Raw genomic sequence first — 2,681 nt, 5'->3', positions numbered from 1 at the left:
TCGTGATCATCTCGTCGTCGGTGAACACGGTGCCGTCGAGCAGCACCGCGTCGGCCGCTGCCAGCGCCTCGCGGACGATCGGCGTGACCGCGGCGATCTCGGGCACGAAGGCGAGCTTTCGGCCATGCGCCGCGACGATCACGCCGATCACGTCCGACGCCGGGTCCGCGGCGTCTCCCTCGAGGTAGAGCGGCCGCTTGCCCGGAACCGGAAAGCTCTCGATCACCAGCCCGCCCGGGCCGGCGACGCGCCCGGAGGCGGGCAGGACACGGCGCACCACACGGTCGGCCGGGAGCGCATCGAACATCGGGTTGGCGTCGAGCGCAGCGAGCGTCGCGGCGTCGGCGAACAGGTCGAAGCCGTGCCCCTCGCGCAGGTGGAGAAGGCCGGCCATCTGGTCGATCTCGGCACCGGTCAGGACCACGGCAGCGATCGGGCTGTCGCGCAGACCCGCGCCGTCGCGCGGCGCCAGCGCCGGCGTCGCGAGAATCTGCGCACGCAGATCGGGCGAGGCGTTGAGCAGCATCCAGGCATCGCCGTTCGCCGTCGCCGCGACCGAGGTCTGCGTCCGCGGCCGCACCCTTCCCTCGCGCGCCGCCGCACAAACGCGGCAGCGGCAGTTCCACTGCGGCACGCCGCCGCCCGCGGCCGAGCCGAGCACGACGGCGGTCAGCGTCGGCACGGCCTCGCTCAGATCTCGGGCGGCAGGTAGCCGTTGATCTCGAGCCCGATGCAGATCTCGACGAAGCGCGGCGACGTCCAAGCCATGATCACGGTCCTTTCGTTTGGCGCAGCCGCGCGTGGTGCTCGGCCGCCGGGGGAATCAATTCGCAACAGCGCGACCCCGCCGAAGGTTCCTGGACCGCGCTCGCACTGCGGCGAGACGGCACGCTCCTGCGGCGCGCCGATCGTGCCGGCCGCTCGTCACGGCCCCTCGTTCTCCCGCGCCGGCACGCCGCCGGGGCTGCGCGCGCGCGGCGGCTCGCCAGCGAGATCGGGCGTCGGGTCGTCGAGCGCGTAGACCTTCAGATAGTCGCCCAGCGTCGTCTCGAAGCGCGCGTGTCCGGTCGCCGTGATGGCGACATATTGCCGTCCGGCGTGCTCGTAGCTCATCGCGCCGGCCTGGCCGCCGGCCGGCAGCCGGGCCTCCCAGAGCAGCCGTCCGGTCTCGGTCTCGAAGGCGCGCAGGAAGTTGTCCTGGGCGGCGGCGATGAAGGTCAGCCCGCCCGCCGTCATCAGCGGGCCGCCGAGATTGGCCGTGCCCATGGTGATCTTGACGCGCGTCGGGATACCCAGCGGCCCGGCGTCGAATCCGGTGCCGAGCGGCTTCGACCAGACGAGCTCGCCGGTGTCGATGTTGGTGGCGGCGATGAATCCCCACGGCGGCGCCAGGCAGGGCACGTTCAGGATCGACAGCCACATGGGGCGGTTCACGCCGAACGGCGTCCCGGAATGCGGCGCGATCGGCTGGTCCGGCCGCGCCCCGCCCGAACCGACCGGACGATCCTTCACCTGGGCCCGCGGCGTCAGGTCGACGATGTTCGGCAGCCGCGAGTAGTTGGCGACGACCACGCGGCGCACCGGATCGAAGCCGAGCCCGCCCCAGTTCATGCCGCCGACCGTGCCGGGCAGCAGCACCATGCCTTTCGCATCGACAGTGGGCGGCGTGAACATGCCGTCATAGCGGCGGGAGTGAAAGCCGATGCGGCACAGCGCGGCGTCGATCGGGGTGAGGCCCCAGATGTGGCGGCCGTCTATGCGCTCCGCCGTCGGCCCCGGCACGCCGCCGAGATTGGGGTAGAAGACCGAGCGCGGCTGCGTCGGCGAAAGGCGCTCGCCGGGCAGCTTGCCCTCCTGCGGCACCGCCTGGTGGAGCACCTGGCGCAGCGGCTCGCCCGTCGCGGCGTCGAGCAGGAACAGGTCGCCGCCCTTGGTGCCCTGGAGCACGGCGCGACGCATCGCGCCGTCGACCGGCACGTCGACCAGCATCGGCTGGGCGCCGATGTCGTAGTCCCAGAGGTCGTGCTCGACCGTGGTGAACGACCAGCGTGTGGCGCCGGTCGCGAGATCGACCGCGACCACTGCGGCCGTGAAGCGGTCCTCCTCGGCGGTGCGATTGCCACCCCAGTGGTCGGCGCCCGCATTGCCGGTGCCCAGGAAGGCGAGGCCGAGCGACTCGTCGGCCGAGACGACGTTCCAGACATTGGGCGTGCCTCGCGGATAGATCTCGCCCGGCGCCAGCGGCGCCTGCGGGTCGGGCCGCAGCGCGTCCCAGGCCCAGCGCAGCGCACCTGTCCGCGCGTCGTAGGCGCGCACCACCCCGGAGGGCGCGTCGCGGCGCTGGTTGTCGCTGACCTGCTGGCCGACGATCAGGAGACCGCCGGCGACCGTCGCGCCCGATGTGTTGGAGGCGAAGCCGGCCTCGCGCAGGCCCATGCCGGCAGTGAGGTCGACGGTGCCGCTCTCGCCGAAGTCGCTGCAGACGAAGCCGCCGACCGCGTCGAGCGCGATCAACCGCCCGTCCGGGGTGGCGACATAGACGCGGCGATGGCAGTTGCTGCCGCCGCGCGGCAGCGGCCCCATCACGCCCGGAACCGCCGGCATCCGGTCGACCGTCTCGGGCCGGCCGGCCGGATCGCCGTCGTCGAAATAGGCGATCGCGCGGCACGCGGCGCTGAACA

At 72.8% G+C, this 2,681-nt stretch carries 3 protein-coding genes; all 3 read right to left on the bottom strand.

What is annotated here, in order from left to right:
* Positions 1-682: pyrroloquinoline quinone biosynthesis protein PqqB (pqqB, locus tag ABTU92_RS28760; RefSeq protein ID WP_408094988.1), on the bottom strand; the 682-nt coding region annotated here is incomplete at its 3' end.
* A gap of 8 nt (positions 683-690) precedes the next feature.
* A complete protein-coding gene (gene pqqA, locus ABTU92_RS28755; protein ID WP_408094989.1) occupies positions 691-768 on the bottom strand; it encodes a pyrroloquinoline quinone precursor peptide PqqA in 78 nt (25 codons plus the stop codon).
* Between the two features lie 156 nt (positions 769-924).
* On the bottom strand, positions 925-2,681 hold a 1,757-nt coding region (locus ABTU92_RS28750), incomplete at its 5' end, for a PQQ-binding-like beta-propeller repeat protein (protein WP_408094987.1).

This window comes from Rhodoplanes sp. SY1 (assembly GCF_046000175.1).
In the GTDB taxonomy this organism is placed as follows: Bacteria; Pseudomonadota; Alphaproteobacteria; order Rhizobiales; family Xanthobacteraceae; genus Rhodoplanes.
Note: the sequence above shows the minus strand (reverse complement) of the source record. Positions and strands in the feature narration are given on the sequence as shown.

Bases quoted from the DNA above. Each gene is read 5' to 3' on its own strand.
- pqqA (WP_408094989.1), bottom strand. From the start codon at position 768: ATGGCTTGGACGTCGCCGCGCTTCGTCGAGATCTGCATCGGGCTCGAG.